Origin of the sequence: Pseudomonas sp. LH1G9, assembly GCF_002949975.1 — a bacterium.
Classification (GTDB): domain Bacteria; phylum Pseudomonadota; class Gammaproteobacteria; order Pseudomonadales; family Pseudomonadaceae; genus Aquipseudomonas; species Aquipseudomonas veronii.
Genome location: NZ_CP026880.1, coordinates 5,066,897 through 5,086,435 on the forward strand (window position 1 = coordinate 5,066,897; position 19,539 = coordinate 5,086,435).

The following is a 19,539-nucleotide window of genomic DNA, read 5'->3' on the forward strand; positions in this document are numbered from 1 at the left end:
GGAGTTCATCGCGATGGCCTTGCTACAACTGGAGCGCATCAGCGCACGGTACCCAGGCGCCACAGAACCGGTACTGTCTGATATTTCACTCGAACTTGGGCCCCGGCAATTGCTGGTGGCCCTCGGCCCGTCCGGCAGTGGCAAGACTTCGCTGTTGAACCTGATTGCCGGTTTTGTCGAGCCCTCTGCCGGGCGCATCAGCCTCGATGGCGTGCCAGTCAAAGGCCCGAGCGCCGAACGCGGCGTGGTGTTCCAGGACGATGCTCTGCTGCCCTGGCAGGACGTGCTGGCCAATGTCGGCTTCGGCCTGGAGCTGGCCGGCGTGAGCAAGGCGCAACGCGAAGTGCGCGCCCGGGAAATGCTCGCGCTGGTGGACCTGGCCGGTTTCGACAGCCGGCGCATCTGGCAACTGTCCGGCGGCCAGAAGCAACGCGTCGGCCTGGCCCGCGCCCTGGCGGCAGACCCGCGTGTACTGCTGATGGACGAACCCTTCGGCGCCCTCGATGCATTCACCCGCGAACAGATGCAGGAGCTGCTGCTGCAAGTCTGGCGGCGCACGGCCAAGCCGGTGTTCCTGATTACCCATGACATCGAAGAAGCGGTGTTCCTTGCCACCGATCTGATCCTGCTGGCGCCCAACCCCGGTCAGATCGTCGAGCGCCTGCACCTGGATTTCGGTCAACGTTATGCGGCCGGCGAGTCGGCGCGAGCGATCAAATCCGACCCGCGCTTTATCGAAACCCGCGAACACGTGCTGGGCAAAGTGTTCTCCCAACGGCAGGTGTCCGCATGAGCAGCTACGAACTTCCCGCCACGGTCGCCAAGCCGGTGGCACGCACCGTTATCCCGCTGCGGCGCAGCCTGAGTACGCGTTGGATCAGCCTGTTGACGCTGGTTGCTTTGCTGGTGATCTGGTGGGCGGTGACCGCCAGCGGCCTGATCGAACCATTGTTCCTGCCGCCACCGTCCGCCGTGCTGCAAAAAGGCTGGTTGCTGGCGACCACGGGCTATATGGATTCCACCTTGTGGCAGCACCTCGGCGCGAGCCTCGAACGTATCGGCCTGGGCCTGGGCTTTGCGGTGCTGACCGCGGTCCCGGTGGGGATTGCCATCGGCTCGAACCGTATCGCACGGGGCATTCTCGACCCGTTGATCGAGTTTTACCGGCCGATTCCACCCCTGGCCTACCTGCCGCTGATCGTGATCTGGTGCGGCATCGGCGAGCTGTCCAAAGTGCTGCTGATCTACCTGGCGATCTTTGCCCCGATTGCCATCGCGACCGCGACCGGCGTGCGTACCGTCGACCCGGCCAAGCTGCGTGCCGCGCAGTCGCTGGGGGCCACGCGCGCCCAGCTGATTCGCCACGTGATCCTGCCGAGCGCGCTGCCCGACATCCTCACCGGCGTGCGTATCGGGCTGGGAGTTGGCTGGTCGACCTTGGTCGCCGCCGAGCTGATCGCCGCCACCAGCGGCCTGGGCTTCATGGTGCAGTCGGCGGCGCAGTTCCTGGTCACCGATGTCGTGGTGCTGGGGATTCTGGTGATCGCACTGATCGCCTTCGCCATGGAAATGGGCCTGCGGGCCCTGCAGCGTAAATGGGTGCCGTGGCATGGCCAGGCACACTGAGTGATGAGAACCCAATGAGCAGCCTGACCGTTACCCCATTAAGCACCGCCCTCGGCGCGCAGATCAGTGGCGTCGATATCACTCAACCGCTGAGCCCCGAACAGCGCGACGCCATCGAACAGGCGTTGCTCACTCATTCGGTGGTGTTTTTCCGCGACCAGCCGCTCACCCCGCAGCAACAAGCACGCTTCGCGGCGAACTTCGGCGATCTGCACATTCATCCGATCTACCCCAACGTGCCGGAACAGCCTGAAGTGCTGATCCTCGACACCGCCGTCACCGACGTGCGCGACAACGCCGTCTGGCACACCGACGTGACCTTCCTGCCCACCCCGGCCCTCGGCGCGGTGCTGAGTGCCAAGCAACTGCCGGCGTTTGGCGGCGACACGCTGTGGGCCAGCGGGATTGCTGCGTATGCGGCCCTATCCGAGCCGCTGAAGAGGCTGCTCGACGGGCTCACCGCCACGCACGATTTCACCAAGTCCTTCCCGCTGGAGCGCTTTGGCAACACTGCCGAAGACCTGGCGCGCTGGGAAGAAACCCGCAAGAAGAACCCGCCGCTGTCGCACCCGGTGGTACGCACCCACCCGGTGAGTGGGCGCAAGTCGCTGTTTGTCAGCGAGGGCTTCACCACCAGAATCAACGAGCTGGAAGCGGCGGAAAGCGAGGCGATCTTGAAGCTGCTGTTCGCCCACGCGACACGCCCGGAGTTCACGATTCGCTGGCGCTGGCAGGAGAATGACGTGGCCTTCTGGGATAACCGCGTCACCCAGCATTACGCGGTGGACGACTACCGGCCGCAGCGGCGGGTGATGCATCGGGCGACGATTCTTGGCGATGTGCCGTTCTGAGCCGAACACGACAGTCGCCACACTGAAGACAAAATGTGGGAGGGGGCTTGCCCCCGATTGCGCTGTATCAGTCAATGCATGTACTGACTGACCCACCGCCATCGGGGGCAAGCCCCCTCCCACATTGACCGGGTCGTGCCGGATTATTCAGCCGTCGATGGCTTTTCCCACAAGTTGATCCCGCCTTCCAACGCGAACCGATCGATCTCCGCCAGTTCTTCGGCGGTAAAGCTCAAGTTCTTCAGCGCCCCGACGTTTTCAATGATCTGCTCCGGCCGGCTCGCGCCGATCAGCGCACTGGTTACCCGTGGGTCACGCAGGGTCCAGGCCAGAGCCAGTTGGGCCAGGCTTTGGCCACGGCGCTTGGCGATTTCATTCAGCGCGCGCACGTGAGCGAGGTTGGCTTCGGACAAGTGCTTGGCCTGCAACGAACCGCCGCCGGGGCGATTGACCCGTGCATCGGCCGGCACGCCATTGAGGTACTTGTCGGTCAGCAGCCCCTGGGCCAACGGCGTGAACGCGATCACCCCGGCGCCGAGGGCTTCGGTGGTGTCGAGCAGGTCTTTTTCCACCCAGCGGTTGAGCAGGTTGTAGGCCGGCTGATGGATCAGCAGCGGGACTTTCCACTCGTTGAGCAAGGCGGCGATTTCGCGGGTTTTCACCCCGGAGTAGGAAGAAATACCGATGTACAACGCCTTGCCTTGCTGCACGGCGGTGGCGAGGGCGCTGGCGGTTTCTTCCAGGGGGGTGTCGGCGTCGAAGCGGTGCGAGTAGAAAATATCCACATAGTCGACGCCCAGGCGCTGCAGGCTCTGGTCCAGGCTCGCCAGGATGTATTTGCGCGAACCGCCGCCCTGGCCATAAGGGCCGGGCCACATGTCCCAACCGGCCTTGCTGGAGATGATCAATTCGTCGCGGTAATGCTTGAAGTCTTCGCGCAGCAAACGCCCGAAGTTGATCTCGGCGCTGCCATAGGGCGGGCCGTAGTTGTTGGCCAGGTCGAAGTGGTTGATCCCCAGGTCGAACGCGGTGCGCAGCAGGGCGCGCTGGGTGTCGATCGGGGTGCTGTCGCCAAAGTTGTGCCACAGCCCCAGGGACAGTGCCGGCAGCACCAAGCCACTGCGGCCGACGCGGCGATACGGAATAGATTCGTAGCGGTTTTCGGCAGCGATATAAGTCATCGAATCCTCTCTTGGACGGGGGCAAATAAGGCCTGGGAATAAGCCTATTCCCAGGCCTTTTAAGCAGCTGAATCGCTTAACGTTGCCTTTCCGTTTTACAGCAAACTCCTACCAAAGTGGAACGACATAGCTGACATAAAAGCGGTTTTCATCCTGCACGGTGGCACCGGTAATGTCTGGGCTGGCGTGGGCGTTTTTCCAGGTCACGCCCAGGCCCTTGAGGGTGCCGGTCGGCACTTGGTAGGCCACGGCAACGTTGCGTTCCCATTCGCTGGTAGTGCCCTGTGCGGTGCGGATGTCATCGCCGTGGGCATAGGCGGCGGAGAACGTCAGGCCGTTGAGGCCCAGTTTGCCGAAGTCATATTTGTATTGCGCCAGCCAGGTGCGTTCGCCGGCGTGCTGGAATTTGTTCAACTGCATGTTGGTCAGCGCCGGGGTGTCGGCACCCGAGCCGGGGCCCTGGCGGCTGTCGCCGCTGTTAAGGCCGGAATCCAGGTAGGGGAAGTCGCTGCTGCCGCTGTTTTTCTGGATGCCGAGGCCGACGGTATGACCTTCCAGGCTGTAGCTTTCCAACAGGCTGACGGTGGACTGGTTGATGCGGCCCTTGTTCACGCCATCGCCATAGACCCCCGCCGCGGCATAATCCTTGTCGCCATCGGCGTTACCGCCCACCCCCAGGCTGCGGAACATACGCACATCGGTGTCGATTGCACCGACCGACAACGCGTCATGGCGCTTGGCACCGAGGAAGAACTGTTGGTAGTAATCCTCAAGGTTGGAATACCACAGGCTGACGGTGGTGCCCGGCAAGCCGGTGTAGTCGGCACCGCCGAAGAGGAAGCGGTCGCTTTCCTTGGTGCCGCCCGCGGTGATCATGCCCTGGTCGCCGGTTTCATTGCGGATCTTGGTCTTGAAGATATCGCCACCGGTGAAGGTGAAGTCGCTGAGGTCCTTGGAGACCAGTTGCACACCGGTGTTGGTCTGCTGGTACAGGCGGCCGTCGGTGTTGGCCAGCACCGGGTTGTTGCCATACAGCGTACCGACCCGCAGTTCATCCTTGGCGAAGCGCATTTTGAACGTCGGGCTCAGCACGCCGAACTGGTCAGCGGATTTACCGTCGTCCAGCGGGAACATGCTGCCGGGGTAGCGGCCCTGGTGATTCTTGTCATTGAGGTCGCCGCCGGAGTCCAGTTTCAAACCGTAGAACGCCTGCAAGTCGAGGCCGAAACCCACGGGGCCTTCGGTGTAGCCGGACTTGAAGTTGAACTCGAAACCCTGGCCCCAATCGCGAACGCTGTGGGCCTTGGCGTTGCTGCCGACCACGTCACGCCCCTGCTGGTTGAGATAGCGGTTGAGCAGGGTCACATCGGCGTGGCTGTCATCGATAAAATCGGCATGGGCGGACAACATAAAGCTCGCCATGGCGACACCGACCATGGGGCTTAATAACGTCTTCATTGTTACCGGTCTCCGTCACTGTTCTGAAATGAAAGCGTCAAACGCTTCACACAATTACGCAGTGGCTAGATGACAGTTGCGCGTCAAAACGCGGCGGGGGCACATGAAATTAAGTTTAAGAAAGCCCCGTAATAGAGGCCTTGCGTGGGGGTGAAGCGCGCCCTGCCCACGCGGGAGCAGGGCCTGAAACATCAACGCACCAAGTGCAGGAACTGCAGGTGGCGCTCGTACTGGTCGAGAATATCGTTGATGACCTGCTCCTTGGTATAGCCCACCAGATCGTAGTCCTGGCTGCCCTCGCTCAAGTGGACTTCGGCCCGGTAGTAGCGACGGTTGTTGAGCTCCTTGGAACCCATGCCGCCACGGGCAAACGACGGTGTGAAGTAACCGCGCATTTGTACCTGATAAACGAACGGGTGCTCTTCGCCATGGCCGATTTCCAGGCTGACGCTGTCGTTGGACGGGTCAGGCTGGGTCACCACATTCAGGCCCTTCTCGACGAACACGGCGGTCACTTCTTCAATCGCCGGGCGTACCGTCGACTCAAGGAAGCGGTACACCTCATCGCGCGACGGGAAATGCACCGCCTGGCTCAAACGCTGGCGCCAACCGCCACGGCCCTTGCGCGCCGCGGACACCGGGGCCAACGAATGCAGTTGGGCGATCTGCTTCTGCGATTCGAGGTAGAAGGCTTTGTGCAGCCCCCACATCATCAGCAGCAGGATCAACGAGAACGGCAACGAGGTCAGCACCACCGCCGATTTCAGCGAGTCGATGCTGCCGGCAAACAGCAAGGCACTGGTCACCAGCGCGGTCATCGCGCCCCAGAACACCCGCAGCCACTTCGGCCCGTCCTCATCGGCGTTGCCGCCTTTGGATGACAGCGTGGACAGCACCACGGTGCCGGAGTCGGCGGAGGTGACGAAGAACACGAAGCTGATAAACACCGTGACCGCGATCACCGTCTTGCTCCACGGGTAGGTTTCCAGCAGCAGGTAGAGGCTCATCGACGGGTCATCGATGGCCGACTGGCCGAGCGCCGTCATCCCGTGATTGAGCACCTGGTCGATGGCGCTGTTGCCGAAGATCGACATCCACGCCAGGGTGAAACCCAGCGGGATCAGCAGCACGCCAAACACGAATTCGCGGATGGTGCGGCCACGGGAAATACGCGCGATAAACAGGCCCACGAACGGCGACCAGGCAATCCACCAGGCCCAGTAGAACACGGTCCAGCCACCCAGCCAGTCGCTCGGCTTGTCGTAGGCGTAGACGTCGAAACTCTTGGTCGGCAGTGCGCCGAGGTAGTCGCCGATGTTCTGGATCAGGGTGTTGAGCAAGTGCTGGGTGGGCCCGGCGAACAACACGAACAGCAGCAGCGCACAGGCCAGCAGCATGTTGATGTCGGACATCACGCGCACGCCCTTGTCTACGCCGGCCACCGCCACCAGGATCGCCGCCCCCATCATCAGGGTGATCAGGCCGACCTGGATCCACTGGGTGTGGGCAATGCCAAACAGGTAATCCAACCCGGCGTTGAGGTGCAGCACACCGAAGCCCATGTCGGCACCGAGGCCGAACACCGTGGCGATGATGCCGAAGCCGTCCACCGCATAGCCGATCGGGCCGTTGATGCGCTTGCCGATCAGCGGGTACAGCGCCGAACGCAACGCCAGCGGCAGGTTATGCCGGTAGGCGAAGTACGCGAGGGCCATGCCGACAAAGGCGAACACGCCCCAGCCATGCAGGCCCCAGTGCAGAAACAGGATCTGCATGGCCTGGCGCGCGGCATCGGCGTTCATCGCCGCGCCCTGGGGCGGTTGCACCAGGTGCGTGAGCGGCTCGGAGACGCAAAAGAAAAACAGCGTGATGCTGATCCCTGCGGCGAACAGCATGCCGGCCCAGGACAGGTAACTGAACTCGGGCTCGTCGTGGTCGGCACCGAGTTTTATCTTGCCGTAGCCCGATAGCGCGGTGACCACCACGAAGACCAGATACAGAGTCATCGCGAGCATGTAGTACCAGCCGACCGTATTGGCCGCCCAGTTTTGCGCCGCCAGCAGCCAGGCACCGGCCTGTTGCGGGATGGCGATGACGGTGATGCCGAACAGCAGGATGAAGCTTGCGGCGAAATAGAACACGGGCGCATTCATACGCACCAGACCGCTGGGTGGGGTGGTCGATGCACTCATGAACGATGCACCCCTGAGGTGTGAGATGTGGCTGTGAATAACGGACTCAGCAAAGGTAAGCCTCCTGTTGTGAGCGGGCAGCGAACCACCGATTTAACTTGAACGAACGTTCAAGTTAAACATGGATAGGCGGTTTTGGACTAATCGCAGGGCTGAGTGGTAGGTGATTCCTACACTAGCTCAAGGACTGGTATGACGCCTGGGCGAGGCAAATCGTTCAGCGGTTGCCGACTGAAATACCGCTCACATTTGAAATACAGTCAACCTGTGGGAGGGGGCTTGCCCCCGATTGCGGTGGGTCAGCCAGCACATGCATTGAGCGGCCCACCGCTATCGGGAGCAAGCTCCCTCCCACAGGGTTTTGTGTGATCGATAGGCCGCAAGGCTGAGGGGTAGGTGATTGAACGAGGCAAATCATCCAGCGGTTGCAGGCTCAAATACGGTTCACATTTGAAACGCAGTCAACCTGTGGGAGGGGGCTTGCCCCCGATTGCGGTGGGTCAGCCAGCACAGGCATTGAGCGGCCCACCGCTATCGGGAGCAAGCTCCCTCCCACAGGGTTTTGTGTGATCGATAGGCCGCAAGGCTGAGGGGTAGGTGATTGAACGAGGCAAATCATCCAGCGGTTGCAGGCTCAAATACGGTTCACATTTGAAACGCAGTCAACCTGTGGGAGGGGGCTTGCCCCCGATTGCGGTGGGTCAGCCAGCACAGGCATTGAGCGGCCCACCGCTATCGGGAGCAAGCTCCCTCCCACAGGGTTTTGTGTGATCGATAGGCCGCAAGGCTGAGGGGTAGGTGATTGAACGAGGCAAATCATCCAGCGGTTGCAGGCTCAAATACGGTTCACATTTGAAACGCAGTCACCCTGTGGGAGGGGGCTTGCCCCCGATTGCGGTGGGTCAGCCAGCACATGCATTGAGCGGCCCACCGCTATCGGGAGCAAGCTCCCTCCCACAGGGTTTTGTGTGATCGATAGGCCGCAAGGCTGAGGGGTAGGTGATTGAACGAGGCAAATCATCCAGCGGTTGCAGGCTCAAATACGGTTCACATTTGAAACGCAGTCAACCTGTGGGAGGGGGCTTGCCCCCGATTGCGGTGGGTCAGCCAGCACAGGCATTGAGCGGCCCACCGCTATCGGGAGCAAGCTCCCTCCCACAGGGTTTTGTGTGATCGATAGGCCGCAAGACTGAGGGGTAGGTGATTGAACGAGGCAAATCATCCAGCGGTTGCCGACTCAAACACGGTTCACATTTGAAACGCAGTCACCCTGTGGGAGGGGGCTTGCCCCCGATTGCGGTAGGTCAGCCAGCACATTCATTGAGCGGCCCACCGCTATCGGGAGCAAGCTCCCTCCCACAGGGTTTTGTGTGATCGATAGGCCGCAAGGCTGAGGGGTAGGTGATTGAACGAGGCAAATCATCCAGCGGTTGCAGGCTCAAACACGGTTCACATTTGAAACGCAGTCACCCTGTGGGAGGGGGCTTGCCCCCGATTGCGGTGGGTCAGCCAGCACATGCATTGAGCGGCCCACCGCTATCGGGAGCAAGCTCCCTCCCACAGGTTTGTGTGTGATGTTTAAGGGCGTGCGCTACTTTTGGGTGCCGTCGTCATGCTGCAGATTCGCCTGCGTGATGTTCGCCCCCACCGGTACGCTACGGGTCAGCCACACGTTGCCGCCAATGGTCGAGCCCTTGCCGATGGTGATCCGCCCGAGGATCGTCGCCCCGGCATAGATCACCACGTCGTCCTCGACAATCGGATGGCGTGGATGGCCTTTCTGCAACTGCCCGTCCTCATCCGCCGGGAAGCGCTTGGCGCCCAACGTCACCGCCTGGTAGATACGCACGCGCTCGCCGATGATCGCGGTTTCGCCAATCACCACACCCGTGCCGTGATCGATAAAGAAACTCGGGCCGATCTGCGCGCCGGGGTGTATGTCGATGCCGGTGGCCGAGTGGGCGATCTCCGCGCTGATGCGCGCCAACAACGGCAGGCCGGCGCGGTACAGATGGTGGGCCAGGCGATGGTGAATCACCGCCAGTATCCCCGGATAGCACAACAGCACTTCATCCACGCTGCGCGCAGCCGGGTCGCCGTGGTAGGCGGCCAGCACATCGGTGTCCAACAGGCTGCGCAGGGACGGCAAGGCCAGGGCGAAATCCTGGATCAGGCGGATGGCGCGGGCGTCGACCTCGCAGTCATCCTGGCCGCTCTGGCGCGCGGCGTAGCGCAGTTCCAGGCGCGCTTGGCCGAGCAAGGCATTCAAGGCGACGTCGAGGGTGTGGCCGACGTAGAAATCTTCACTTTCCTCACGCAGGTCCACCGGCCCCAGGCGCATCGGAAACAGCGCGCCGCACAGCGCTTCGAGGATCTGCGCCACGGCCTCGCGCGAAGGCAGCTCGCGACCGCCGTGCTCGCCACTCATGCGGCCATTGCGCGCTCGCCACTGGTCCCGCGCGCTGCGCAGTTGGCTGACAATGGTGGGTAATTGCCAATGACTGGAACGCTCACTCACGGTATTCACTCCTGACAAAATGGCCATCACTTTACGATAGGCACCCCGGCCGCTCTTAAGAACCAATGGTGCGATGCTAAGAACCATCAAGCATAAACGATTGGCGGTTGCCCGATGAAAAGTGCCTGCCTATAGTCGCCCCATCACTTAGCAACCGTGCGTAGCCATGATCAAACAACAGCTCGACCGTTTTAACCGCCTGGAACTGCTGGGCGGCGCCACTGCCCTGGAAAAACTCGAGCGGCTGTCGACCTGGCTGGGCAGGGACATCTACGTCAAGCGCGACGACACCACACCGCTGGCCATGGGCGGCAACAAGCTGCGCAAACTCGAATACCTGGCGGCCGATGCCATCGCCCAGGGCGCCGATACCCTGGTGACCGCCGGGGCCATCCAGTCCAACCACGTGCGCCAGACCGCCGCGCTGGCCGCCAAGCTGGGCCTGGGCTGCGTCGCCCTGCTGGAAAACCCCACCGGCACCGAAGACCCCAACTACCTCGGCAACGGCAACCGTCTGCTGCTGGACCTGTTCGACGCCAAGGTCGAGTTGGTAGAGAACCTCGACAACGCCGACGACCAGCTCAACGCCCTCGCCGATCGCCTGCGCAGCAACGGCAAGAAGCCGTACCTGGTGCCCATCGGCGGTTCCAACGCGCTCGGCGCCCTGGGTTATGTGCGGGCCGGGCTGGAACTGGCCGCGCAGATCGAAGACAGCGGTCTGGAATTCGCCGCCGTGGTCTTGGCCTCGGGCAGTGCGGGCACCCACAGCGGCCTGGCCCTGGCGTTGAGCGAAGTGCTGCCGCAGTTGCCAGTGATCGGCATCACCGTATCGCGCACTGAAGAAGCGCAGTGCCCGAAAGTGCAGGGCCTGGCCGAGCGCACCGCCGCGTTGCTCGGTGTGGACATCCCCGAGGCCTTCAAGGTGATCCTGTGGGACGAATACTTCGGCCCGCGTTATGGTGAACCGAACGCCGGCACCCTTTCAGCGGTCAAGCTATTGGCGAGCCAGGAAGGCTTGCTGCTCGACCCGGTCTACACTGGCAAGGCCATGGCCGGCTTGCTGGACGGTATCGGGCGTCAGCGCTTTGAGGATGGCCCGATCATTTTCCTGCATACCGGTGGGGCGCCGGCGTTGTTTGCTTACAACGCCGTATTTAACTGAATAAACAGGGATCAACATGTGGGAGGGGGCTTGCCCCCGATAGCGGTGGGTCAGTGATACATGCATAAGCTGACACGGCCCTATCGGGGGCAAGCCCCCTCCCACAATTGGATTGAGTGCATGTTCAAAAATAGAATATCAATTTAGATTTATATTATTTTCAAGTCTTAAAAACCGGCTTTATCATCGCGCCGTAGGCGAAGACGCGCTACGCGCTTTAAGGCAGGATACGTCTACCGCGTCACCTGCTTCGCTCAACATAACAACACAGGGGCTCTTCATGACTATTTCTGTATTCCGTCGCACATTGCTGGTCGGCACTCTGGGCCTGGCCCTCGGCGCTGGTTGGTTGGGCCAGGCCGTGGCCGGCGAACAGTTGGGCAACATCAAGAAAGCCGGTGAGATCAAGATCGGTCTCGAAGGCACTTACCCACCGTTCAGCTTTGTCGACGAAAGCGGCAAGCTCAGCGGTTTCGAGGTCGAGCTGTCGGAGGCGCTGGCCAAGGAGCTGGGCGTCAAGGTCAAACTGCAGGCCACGCCATGGGACGGCATCCTCGCCGCCCTGGAATCCAAGCGCCTGGATGCGGTCGTCAACCAAGTGACCATCTCTGAAGAGCGCAAGAAGAAGTACGACTTTTCCAAGCCTTATACCGTCTCCGGTATCCAGGCCCTGACCCTGGCCAAAAACGTCGACACCATCAAGACCGCCGACGACCTGGCCGGCAAGAAAGTCGGCGTGGGCCTGGGCACCAACTACGAACAATGGCTCAAGGACAATCAGCCCAAAGCCATCATCAAGACCTACAACGATGACCCTACCAAGTTCCAGGACCTGCGCATCGGCCGCATCGACGCGATTCTGATCGACCGCCTCGCCGCACTCGAATACGCCAAGAAAGCCAAGGACACTGCCGCCGCCGGCGACGCCTTCTCCCGCCAGGAAGCCGGTATTGCCCTGCGCAAAGGCGAGCCGGAATTGCTCGAGGCCGTGAACAAGGCGCTCGACAAACTGCGCGCCGACGGCACCTTGAAGAAGCTGTCCGAGAAGTACTTCAACGCTGACGTCACTCAATAATGGAAGCAGGTTTCCAACTCGCGCTGGACTCCGCGCCCTTTCTGCTCAAGGGCGCGTATTTCACGGTAATCCTCAGCCTCGGCGGGATGTTTTTCGGCTTGCTGCTGGGCTTCGGCCTGGCCTTGATGCGCCTGTCGCGCTTCATGCTGCTGCGCGGCGTCGCTCGCGTCTACGTGTCGTTCTTTCGCGGCACGCCCCTGCTGGTGCAACTGTTCCTGATCTACTACGGCTTGCCGCAAGTGGGCATCGAGCTGGACCCGATCCCGGCCGCCATGATCGGCTTCTCGCTGAACATGGCCGCCTACGCCTGTGAAATCCTGCGTGCCGCCATCGCGTCCATCGAGCGCGGCCAGTGGGAAGCCGCGGCCAGTATCGGCATGACCCGCGCGCAGACCCTGCGTCGGGCCATCCTGCCGCAAGCGATGCGTACCGCGTTGCCGCCGCTGGGCAACAGCTTTATTTCGCTGGTCAAGGACACCGCGCTGGCAGCCACCATCCAGGTGCCCGAGCTGTTCCGCCAGGCGCAACTGGTGTCGGCGCGCACCTTCGAAATCTTCACCATGTATCTGTCCGCCGCCCTGATCTACTGGGTCCTGGCAAGCATCCTGGCGCATTTTCAAAATCGTCTGGAAGACCGGGTCAACCGGCATGACCTGGAGTCTTGAAGCATGATCGTGGTTGAAAAACTGACCAAACAATTCAACGGCCAGGTGGTGCTCAACGGCATCGACCTGGAGGTCAAGGAAGGCGAAGTCGTCGCCATCATCGGCCCCAGCGGCTCCGGCAAGACCACGTTCCTGCGCTGCCTGAACTTCCTCGAAACCCCCACCAGCGGTCGCATCAAGGTCGGTGACATCGAGATCGACAGCAGCAAGCCGCTCAACCAGCAACAGGGCCTGGTGCGGCGCCTGCGCCAGCACGTGGGTTTTGTGTTCCAGAACTTCAACCTGTTCCCGCACCGCACCGCGCTGGAAAACGTCATCGAAGGCCCGACCGTGGTCAAGAAGATGCCCCGTGAGGCCGCGACCGCCCTGGGCCGCACGCTGTTGGCGCGGGTCGGCCTGGCCGGCAAGGAAGACGCCTACCCTCGGCGCCTCTCCGGCGGCCAGCAACAGCGCGTGGCGATTGCCCGGGCGTTGGCCATGGAGCCGGAGGTGATCCTGTTCGACGAACCCACCTCGGCCCTCGACCCGGAACTGGTGGGCGAAGTGCTGGCGACCATTCGCAGCCTGGCCGAAGAAAACCGCACCATGGTGATCGTCACCCACGAAATGAGCTTTGCCCGGGATGTCGCCAACCGGGTGATCTTCTTCGACAAAGGGGTGATCGTGGAGCAAGGCGAGGCCAAGGCGTTGTTCGCCAACCCCAGGGAAGAACGCACGAAACAGTTCCTGAGCAAGTTTCTCGCGCATTGACGCGCGCCCACCGGCAGCACAACGCGTGTGGGGGAGCCCGCTCCCGCACACGCCCGGCCTGCCTGGGTAAAACAGCCCCTGCGCCACCCCCGAAATTCCCGCGCCCAGTCAGACCGTTCTGAATCGTCCCAAACCCGCCGTTTAGCCTTTTGCCGCCATTGACGCCCTCCGGCCAACGCTCTTATCTAGCGCCCAGAGGATTGGATCCTATCCCGGCTTTTCACTGAATCGTTCCTTTCGGCCCCCGTCGCGTTCCCGCGCCAAGGGTCCGGAACGATTGCTGCTGGCTGCATCAAGGAGATTACTATGACGCGCACCGCAACCCCGGCCCTGCTCACTGCCCCGACCCTGCCCCAGGCACTTGGCAACGGCATCAACGCCCTGGCCGCCACACAGCTGCAAGTCGACATCGCGCCCTACCCCGGCATGGATGAGGGTGACCTGATCGAGCTGTTCTGGAACAACTGCTTTGCCGACTCGCGGCGTGTCACCGCGTGCAAGGTCGGCACCGCCACCCAACTGCGGGTGCCGGAAAGCTTTGTGCAGGACGGCCACGCGCGGGTTCACTACCAGGTCATGCAGATCGGCCACGGCCCCGCACGCTCAGCGGTGACCACGGTGCAGGTCAAGACCAACTACCCGGGCGGCCAACCGAGCGCGCTGTACAGCGACGAAAACCAGAACCTCGCCCCTGTGGGCCTGCCCGACATGATTCGTCGCTACGGCGTCAACAGCAGCCAGGTGCGGCGCGGTATTCCGCTGACCATCGAACCCTACCTGAACATGACCCGCGGCGACGCCATCACCCTGCGCTGGGGCGATGCGCGCCTGGACCTGCCGAAAATCCAGGCCCGAGCCGTCGGCATCGCGGTGCAGGTGTGGGTGCCGTCGGCGATCATCATCGAAGCCGGCGACGACAGCCGGCTGGACGTCACGTACTGCATTCTCGATCGGGTGGGCAATAACTCACGCTGGGCGCCGGCCCGCACACTGCGCATCGCCGCCTATGTGCCGGCGACGCCGAAGCGCCCTTCCAGCGCCGCGCAGATCTATCAACCGCGTCGCCCCTGAAGCGTGGGTAACGGCCCTTCTATGTATATTTCTAAAAGTTAGTTTATTTAAATATTTAACACGTTTAGGGTATATAAACCGGACCACCGGACATTCCTGATTGTTTTGTTTCCATTTCATTGAATGCGAGGTCGGTATGGTCAGCATTACCCCGGTGCAGAACGCCAGGGCATTACGTGCAGCCAAGGAGCGGCGCTGATGTCTAACTTGGCTCTAACACCCCCCCAGAGTGATCTGGACGTCGCCCCCCTGCTGTTGCCGGCCGTTGTACTGCGCAACGATGCCCAAGCGCTGAGCGCGGCCCATGAGTTGGCCCAGGCCGCGCGCGTACAGGCCGCCAAGCGCGACCAGCAGCGCAAGCTGCCCTGGGCGCAGATCGAACAATTCACCCGCAGTGGTCTGGGCAGTATTTCCATTCCCCGCGAGTACGGCGGCCCGCAGGTGTCGTTCACCACCCTGGCCGAAGTCTTCGCGATCATCAGCGCGGCCGACCCGGCCCTCGGGCAGATCCCGCAGAACCATTTCGGCATCCTGCACCTGCTGCAGGGCGCGGCCACCGAGCGCCAGAAAAAACAGCTGTTCCAGAGCGTGCTCGACGGCTGGCGCATCGGTAACGGCGGCCCGGAGCGCGGCACCAAAAACACCCTGGAGCTCAAGGCGCGGATCAGCGCCGAAGGCGACGGTTATGTGATCAGCGGCCAGAAGTTCTACTCCACCGGCGCCCTGTTCGCCCATTGGGTCGCGGTGAAGGCGCTGAACGATGACGGCAGGCAGGTCATGGCGTTTGTGCGCCGTGGCACGCAAGGGCTGCGCATCGTCGACGATTGGTCCGGCTTCGGCCAACGCACCACCGCCAGTGGCACCGTGCTGCTCGACCGGGTGCCGGTGGACGCAGAGCTGGTGGTCGAAAACTGGCGCCTCGGCCAAAGCCCGAATATCCAGGGCGCGGTCTCGCAATTGATCCAGGCAGCCATCGATGCCGGCATTGCCCGTGGCGCGCTGGATGACGCCATTGCGTTCGTCCGCGAGCGCTCACGCCCATGGATCGACGCCAAGGTCGAACGCGCCAGCGATGACCTGTATGTGATCGCCGACATCGGCAAATTGAAGATCGAACTGCACGCCGCCGAAGCCCTCCTGCGCAAGGCCGGCCAGGTGCTGGACCAGGTCAGCGCCGCGCCGATCACCGCGCAGTCCGCCGCACGCGCCTCGATTGCCGTGGCCGAGGCCAAGGTGTTGACCACCGAAGTGTCGCTGCTGGCCAGCGAAAAACTCTTCGAACTGGCCGGCAGCCGCGCCACCCTCGCCGAATTCAACCTCGACCGCCACTGGCGCAATGCCCGGGTCCACACCCTGCACGACCCGGTGCGCTGGAAGTATCACGCGGTGGGCGCTTATCGCCTGAACGGCACATTGCCGGCTCGTCACTCCTGGATCTAACCGCCCAGAACACTTTTTCCACGCGCTTCTGGAGAACACCGATGACTTTATCTACCCACGTCGCGCTCATCACCAGCGACGAACAAGCCCTGATTGTCGCCAGCGACCTGGCTGAAGACCTGCGCCGCGACAGCGCCCAGCGCGACCGCGAGCGCCGCCTGCCGCTGCCCGAACTGGACGTATTTTCGCGCTCCGGCCTGTGGGGCATCAGCGTGCCGAAAGCCTATGGCGGCGCTGGCGTGTCCAACGTCACCCTGACCAAGGTCATCGCGCTGATCGCCCAGGCCGACGCCTCGCTGGGCCAGATCCCGCAAAACCATTTCTACGCCCTCGAAGTGCTGCGCGTGAACGGCAGCCCCGCGCAGCAACAACGCCTGTACGCCGAGGTGCTGGCCGGCCAGCGCTTCGGCAACGCCCTGGCGGAACTGGGCACCAAGACCGCCCACGACCGCGTGACCCGCCTCACCCGCGACGGCGACGGCGACGGCTTTCGGATCAATGGCCGCAAGTTCTACGCCACCGGCGCGATCTACGCGCAACGCATCCCGACCTCCGTGGTGGACGAGAACGGCATCCAGCACCTGGCCTTCGTGCCCCGCGACAGCACGGGCCTGACGGTGATCGACGACTGGAGCGGCTTCGGCCAGCGCACCACCGGCAGCGGTTCGGTGGTGTTCGACAACGTGCGGGTCGCGGCGCACGACGTGCTCCCGTTCCAGAGTGCCTTCGAACGCCCGACCACCGTCGGCCCGCTGGCGCAGATCCTCCACGCCGCCATCGACACCGGCATCGCCCGCGCCGCCTTCGAGGACGCGCTGCACTTTGTACGCACCAAGACCCGCCCGTGGATCGACTCCGGCAGCGACAAGGCCAGCGAAGACCCGCTGACGCTGAAGAGCTTCGGCCACTTGAGCATTCGCCTGCACGCCGCCGAAGCCTTGCTGGAGCGCGCGGGCGAGTTTCTCGACCGCGCCCAGGCCGACAGCCACGCCGAGACCGTGGCCGCCGCCTCGATCGCGGTCGCCGAAGCACGCGCCCTGAGTACCGAAATTTCCCTGGCGGCCGGCAGCACCCTGTTCGAACTGGCCGGCAGCCAGGCGACCCTGGCCGAGCACGGCCTCGATCGCCACTGGCGCAACGCCCGCGTGCATACCCTGCACGACCCGGTGCGCTGGAAGTACCACGCGGTGGGTAATTACTACCTCAACGATGAAAAACCGCCACTGCGGGGGACCATCTGAATGGCGAAGAAAAAAATCCTGCTCAATGCCTTCAACATGAACTGCATCGGGCATATCAATCACGGCTTGTGGACGCACCCGCGGGACACGTCCACCCAGTACAAAACCCTCGAGTATTGGACCGACCTGGCGCGAACCCTGGAGCGCGGGCTGTTCGACGGGTTGTTCATCGCCGATATCGTCGGCGTCTACGACGTGTACCAGGACGTCATCGACGTGCCGCTCAAAGAGTCGATCCAACTGCCGGTCAACGACCCGTTGCTGCTGCTCTCGGCCATGGCCGCCGTGACCCAACACCTCGGTTTCGGCCTGACCGCCAACCTGACCTACGAGCCGCCGTATCTGTTCGCCCGGCGCATGTCCACCCTCGACCACCTGAGCCGTGGTCGGGTCGGCTGGAACATCGTCACCGGCTACCTCGACAGCGCCGCCAAGGCCATGGGCCTGACCGAACAGGTCGAACATGACCGACGCTACGACCAGGCCGATGAGTATCTGCAGGTGCTGTACAAACTCTGGGAAGGCAGCTGGGAAGACGACGCCGTGCTCAACGATCCGCAGGCGCGGGTGTATGCGCAGCCGGGCAAGGTGCACAAAGTCGAGCACCACGGTGAGTTCTACCAGGTGGAGGGTTATCACCTGTGCGAACCGTCGCCGCAACGCACACCGCTGCTGTTCCAGGCTGGCACTTCGGCGCGTGGCCTGGTGTTCGCCGGGCGGCATGCCGAGTGCGTGTTCATCAGCGGGCGGGACAAGGCCAGCACCCGGCTCCAGGTGGACAAGGTGCGCGCCAGCGCCGTGGCGGCCGGGCGCAACCCGCACGACATCAAGGTGTTCATGGGCCTCAACGTGATCGTTGGCGCCACTGAGGAACTGGCCTGGGCCAAGCACGCCGAGTACCTGAGCTATGCCAGCGCGGAAGCCGGCGTGGCGCATTTCTCGGCGTCCACGGCGATCGATTTTTCCCAGTACGCCCTCGACGAACCGATCCAGTACGTGAAGAGCAACGCGATCCAGTCCGCCACCCAGCACCTGCAGAACAACGATTGGACCCGCCGCAAATTACTCGAGCAGCACGCCCTCGGCGGGCGCTACATCACCGTGGTCGGCTCGCCCGAGCAAGTGGCGGACGAGCTGGAATCCTGGGTCGCTGAAACCGGCCTGGATGGCTTCAACCTCACGCGCATCGTCACCCCGGAAAGCTATGTGGACTTCATCGACCTGGTGGTGCCGGAGTTGCAGAAGCGCGGGTCGTACAAGACCGCTTACGACACCGGAACGCTGCGGGAAAAAGTCTTCCACGCCAGCGCCCGCCTGCCCGAACAACACACCGGCGCCACCTACCGCCACTGATCGAAAAATGTGGGAGGGGGCTTGCCCCCGATAGCGATGGTTCAGTCACCTGCATCGTTTGCTGAACCACCGCAATCGGGGGCAAGCCCCCTCCCACATGGGATCTCTATTGTTTGCACCCATCACTTATGACTGGAACTCGATTATGAAAAAGACCCTGCTCTCTCACCCAGTCAAAGCACTGGCCCTGGCCCTCGGTTTATTCAGCTCGGCAGTATTCGCCGCCGACGCGCCGCTGAAAGTCGGCACCACCGCGGCCTTCGCGATTCCCCTGGAAGCCGCCGTGGCCGAGGCCGGCAAGCAAGGCTTGAACGTCGAGCTGGTGGAGTTCACCGACTGGATCGCGCCCAACGTCAGCCTGGCCGCCGGCGATATCGACGTGAACTACTTCCAGCACATCCCCTTCCTGGAAAACGCCAAGGCCGCCGCCGGGTTTGATCTGGTGCCGTATGCGCCGGGCATCATCAATAACGTCGGGCTGTATTCGAAAAAATACAAAAGCTTCAACGAGCTGCCCCAAGGCGCCAGCGTGGCGATTGCCAACGACCCGATCAACAGCGGGCGCGGCCTGCAACTGCTGGCCAAGGCGGGGCTGATCACGCTCAAGCCGGGCGTGGGTTACAAGGCCACCGAAGAAGACATCATCGCCAACCCGAAGCAGCTCAAGATCCTGCAAGTCGAGGCCGTGCAGTTGGTGCGCGCCTATGACGATGCGGATCTGGTGCAGGGCTATCCGGCGTATATCCGCCTGTCCAAGACCTTCGATGCCGAGTCGGCGCTGCTGTTCGACGGCCTCGACCACCCGGAATACGTGATCCAGTTCGTGATCCAGCCGAAAGCCAAAACCGACCCGCGGGTGATCAAGTTCGTCGACCTCTACCAGCACTCGCCGGTGGTGCGCGCCGCCCTGGATAAATCCCTCGGCAAGCTCTACCAAGTCGGCTGGGAAGGTTGAA

Annotated in this window: 16 protein-coding genes; 12 read left to right on the plus strand and 4 right to left on the minus strand. The window is 62.6% G+C overall.

Translation table 11 applies throughout. The annotated features are described in order from the left end of the window. The first annotated feature begins 13 nt into the window (after positions 1-13). From tauB to tauD, 3 genes are read left to right on the plus strand one after another with little or no spacing between them, the layout of a single operon-like run. The gene (tauB, locus tag C5F70_RS23360; protein WP_017848579.1) at positions 14-793 is read left to right on the plus strand and encodes a taurine ABC transporter ATP-binding subunit; all 780 of its coding nucleotides are present in this window, start codon (positions 14-16) and stop codon (positions 791-793) included. Further along, positions 790-1,626 (plus strand): taurine ABC transporter permease TauC, encoded by an 837-nt coding sequence (gene tauC / locus C5F70_RS23365; protein ID WP_017848580.1) that lies wholly within the window; start codon positions 790-792, stop codon positions 1,624-1,626. The genes tauB and tauC overlap by 4 nt, the downstream gene beginning before the upstream one ends. Positions 1,627-1,640: 14 nt before the next feature. After that, the gene (gene tauD, locus C5F70_RS23370; protein WP_079442629.1) at positions 1,641-2,477 is read left to right on the plus strand and encodes a taurine dioxygenase; all 837 of its coding nucleotides are present in this window, start codon (positions 1,641-1,643) and stop codon (positions 2,475-2,477) included. 143 nt (positions 2,478-2,620) lie between these two features. On the opposite strand, the gene mgrA is transcribed toward tauD, so the two are convergent. From mgrA to epsC, 4 genes are all read right to left on the minus strand, one after another. After that, entirely contained in the window at positions 2,621-3,658 is a 1,038-nt protein-coding gene (gene mgrA / locus C5F70_RS23375) for an L-glyceraldehyde 3-phosphate reductase (RefSeq protein ID WP_017848582.1), read from the minus strand. 108 nt (positions 3,659-3,766) lie between these two features. Continuing rightward, positions 3,767-5,095: an OprD family outer membrane porin gene (locus C5F70_RS23380; protein WP_104904126.1), complete on the minus strand. Its 1,329-nt coding sequence runs from the start codon at positions 5,093-5,095 to the stop codon at positions 3,767-3,769. Between the two features lie 212 nt (positions 5,096-5,307). Further along, complete coding sequence (gene betT, locus C5F70_RS23385) at positions 5,308-7,269, minus strand: choline transporter BetT (protein ID WP_017848584.1); 1,962 nt, start codon at positions 7,267-7,269, stop codon at positions 5,308-5,310. 1,630 nt (positions 7,270-8,899) lie between these two features. Continuing rightward, positions 8,900-9,826: a serine O-acetyltransferase EpsC gene (gene epsC, locus C5F70_RS23390; protein WP_046488766.1), complete on the minus strand. Its 927-nt coding sequence runs from the start codon at positions 9,824-9,826 to the stop codon at positions 8,900-8,902. Between the two features lie 166 nt (positions 9,827-9,992). Between epsC and C5F70_RS23395 the strand changes: the two genes are divergently transcribed. The 9 genes from C5F70_RS23395 (at position 9,993) to C5F70_RS23435 (ending at position 19,538) form a co-directional block, all read left to right on the plus strand. Beyond that, positions 9,993-10,988, plus strand: a complete 996-nt coding sequence (locus C5F70_RS23395) for a D-cysteine desulfhydrase (RefSeq protein ID WP_102617769.1) — start codon at positions 9,993-9,995, stop codon at positions 10,986-10,988. Between the two features lie 280 nt (positions 10,989-11,268). Further along, complete coding sequence (tcyJ, locus tag C5F70_RS23400; RefSeq protein ID WP_017848587.1) at positions 11,269-12,063, plus strand: cystine ABC transporter substrate-binding protein; 795 nt, start codon at positions 11,269-11,271, stop codon at positions 12,061-12,063. Then, complete coding sequence (tcyL, locus tag C5F70_RS23405; RefSeq protein WP_017848588.1) at positions 12,063-12,728, plus strand: cystine ABC transporter permease; 666 nt, start codon at positions 12,063-12,065, stop codon at positions 12,726-12,728. Before tcyJ ends, tcyL begins: the two co-directional genes overlap by 1 nt. A 3-nt stretch (positions 12,729-12,731) precedes the next feature. Then, positions 12,732-13,478 (plus strand): L-cystine ABC transporter ATP-binding protein TcyN, encoded by a 747-nt coding sequence (gene tcyN / locus C5F70_RS23410; protein ID WP_046385059.1) that lies wholly within the window; start codon positions 12,732-12,734, stop codon positions 13,476-13,478. 306 nt (positions 13,479-13,784) lie between these two features. Continuing rightward, positions 13,785-14,549 carry a hypothetical protein gene (locus C5F70_RS23415; RefSeq protein WP_104904127.1) on the plus strand — a complete coding sequence of 255 codons (765 nt, stop codon included), beginning with the start codon at positions 13,785-13,787 and terminating at the stop codon, positions 14,547-14,549. A 198-nt stretch (positions 14,550-14,747) separates the two neighbouring features. Further along, a complete protein-coding gene (locus C5F70_RS23420; protein WP_046488771.1) occupies positions 14,748-15,989 on the plus strand; it encodes an SfnB family sulfur acquisition oxidoreductase in 1,242 nt (413 codons plus the stop codon). A gap of 41 nt (positions 15,990-16,030) precedes the next feature. Next, entirely contained in the window at positions 16,031-17,230 is a 1,200-nt protein-coding gene (locus C5F70_RS23425; protein WP_104904128.1) for an SfnB family sulfur acquisition oxidoreductase, read from the plus strand. Continuing rightward, a complete protein-coding gene (locus tag C5F70_RS23430; RefSeq protein WP_104904129.1) occupies positions 17,231-18,583 on the plus strand; it encodes an LLM class flavin-dependent oxidoreductase in 1,353 nt (450 codons plus the stop codon). A gap of 145 nt (positions 18,584-18,728) precedes the next feature. Then, on the plus strand, positions 18,729-19,538 hold the full coding sequence (locus C5F70_RS23435) for a MetQ/NlpA family ABC transporter substrate-binding protein (protein WP_017848594.1): 810 nt from the start codon (positions 18,729-18,731) through the stop codon (positions 19,536-19,538). Position 19,539 lies beyond the last annotated feature (1 nt).

Excerpts from the sequence above, each read along its gene's own strand:
- C5F70_RS23435 (WP_017848594.1), top strand. The coding sequence starts at position 18,729 with ATGAAAAAGACCCTGCTCTCTCACCCAGTCAAAGCACTGGCCCTGGCC.
- C5F70_RS23430 (WP_104904129.1), top strand. The coding sequence starts at position 17,231 with ATGGCGAAGAAAAAAATCCTGCTCAATGCCTTCAACATGAACTGCATC.
- mgrA (WP_017848582.1), bottom strand. The coding sequence starts at position 3,658 with ATGACTTATATCGCTGCCGAAAACCGCTACGAATCTATTCCGTATCGC.
- tauD (WP_079442629.1), top strand. The coding sequence starts at position 1,641 with ATGAGCAGCCTGACCGTTACCCCATTAAGCACCGCCCTCGGCGCGCAG.
- C5F70_RS23415 (WP_104904127.1), top strand. The coding sequence starts at position 13,785 with ATGACGCGCACCGCAACCCCGGCCCTGCTCACTGCCCCGACCCTGCCC.
- tauB (WP_017848579.1), top strand. The coding sequence starts at position 14 with ATGGCCTTGCTACAACTGGAGCGCATCAGCGCACGGTACCCAGGCGCC.
- C5F70_RS23380 (WP_104904126.1), bottom strand. The coding sequence starts at position 5,095 with ATGGTCGGTGTCGCCATGGCGAGCTTTATGTTGTCCGCCCATGCCGAT.
- tcyJ (WP_017848587.1), top strand. The coding sequence starts at position 11,269 with ATGACTATTTCTGTATTCCGTCGCACATTGCTGGTCGGCACTCTGGGC.
- tcyL (WP_017848588.1), top strand. The coding sequence starts at position 12,063 with ATGGAAGCAGGTTTCCAACTCGCGCTGGACTCCGCGCCCTTTCTGCTC.
- C5F70_RS23425 (WP_104904128.1), top strand. The coding sequence starts at position 16,031 with ATGACTTTATCTACCCACGTCGCGCTCATCACCAGCGACGAACAAGCC.
- C5F70_RS23420 (WP_046488771.1), top strand. The coding sequence starts at position 14,748 with ATGTCTAACTTGGCTCTAACACCCCCCCAGAGTGATCTGGACGTCGCC.
- C5F70_RS23395 (WP_102617769.1), top strand. The coding sequence starts at position 9,993 with ATGATCAAACAACAGCTCGACCGTTTTAACCGCCTGGAACTGCTGGGC.
- tcyN (WP_046385059.1), top strand. The coding sequence starts at position 12,732 with ATGATCGTGGTTGAAAAACTGACCAAACAATTCAACGGCCAGGTGGTG.
- tauC (WP_017848580.1), top strand. The coding sequence starts at position 790 with ATGAGCAGCTACGAACTTCCCGCCACGGTCGCCAAGCCGGTGGCACGC.
- betT (WP_017848584.1), bottom strand. The coding sequence starts at position 7,269 with ATGAATGCGCCCGTGTTCTATTTCGCCGCAAGCTTCATCCTGCTGTTC.